General features: G+C 59.4%; 1 rRNA gene. It reads right to left on the reverse strand.

What is annotated here, in order from left to right:
- Window positions 1-256, reverse strand: a 23S ribosomal RNA gene (locus tag GWK61_RS55730); the annotation flags it as partial.

The raw sequence follows: 256 nt of genomic DNA on the forward strand, positions 1-256 counted from the left end.
CACCCCTAACCACAGGTCATCCCCCAGGTTTTCAACCCTGGTGGGTTCGGGCCTCCACGCGGTCTTACCCGCGCTTCACCCTGCCCATGGCTAGATCACCACGCTTCGGGTCTAGGTCGCGCGACTCAAACGCCCTATTCGGACTCGCTTTCGCTACGGCTACCCCACCCGGGTTAACCTCGCCACACAACGCTAACTCGCAGGCTCATTCTTCAAAAGGCACGCGGTCACAACCCGTAACAGATAAATCTGCACG

Origin of the sequence: Catenulispora rubra, from assembly GCF_015356825.1 — a bacterium.
Taxonomy (GTDB): Bacteria; Actinomycetota; Actinomycetes; order Streptomycetales; family Catenulisporaceae; genus Catenulispora; species Catenulispora rubra.